The organism is Erwinia sp. MYb416, from assembly GCF_037479575.1.
Lineage (GTDB): Bacteria > Pseudomonadota > Gammaproteobacteria > Enterobacterales > Enterobacteriaceae > Erwinia > Erwinia rhapontici.
The window spans coordinates 1-662 of sequence record NZ_JBBGYT010000342.1 but is presented as its reverse complement, the minus strand read 5'-3'; the positions used below and the strand labels follow the sequence as shown (position 1 = coordinate 662).

Genomic DNA, 662 nt, shown 5'->3' with positions numbered 1-662 from the left:
CAACAAGCAGGTGCTGAAGTTTGGTGAGTTCACGCTGAAATCAGGGCGCAAAAGCCCTTATTTCTTTAACGCCGGTCTGTTCAATACCGGGCGTGACCTTGCCCTGCTGGGCCGTTTCTATGCCCAGGCACTGGTGGATTCTGGTATCGATTTCGATCTGGTCTTTGGCCCGGCCTATAAAGGCATCCCGATTGCGACTACAACGGTGGTAGCTCTGGCCGATCATCACGATCGTGATGTGCCCTACTGTTTTAACCGCAAAGAAGCCAAAACCCATGGCGAGGGTGGCACGCTGGTGGGTAGCACGTTGCAGGGTAAAATCATGCTGGTGGATGATGTGATCACCGCAGGCACGGCTATTCGTGAATCGATGGAAATTATCGCGGCACATCAGGCGACGCTGGCTGGCGTGTTGATTTCCCTCGACCGCCAGGAGCGCGGACGTGGCGCAATCTCTGCGATTCAGGAAGTGGAACGTGATTACGGATGTCAGGTGATTTCGATTATCACACTGAAAGAACTGATTGCTTACCTGGAAGAACAGCCAGAAATGGCCGATCACCTGATTGCTGTACGCGCTTATCGCAGTGAGTTTGGTATCTGAGGGGATGTCGTTGTGCGGGGCGACCGTTTTTCTGGTCGACCCGCAACATTACACGAGT

The 662-nt window shown here is 53.5% G+C and carries 1 protein-coding gene; it reads left to right on the top strand.

What is annotated here, in order from left to right:
* Positions 1 to 604, top strand: a 604-nt coding sequence (gene pyrE / locus WH277_RS04055) for an orotate phosphoribosyltransferase (RefSeq protein WP_339504490.1), incomplete at its 5' end; no start/stop codon positions are given.
* Positions 605 to 662 lie beyond the last annotated feature (58 nt).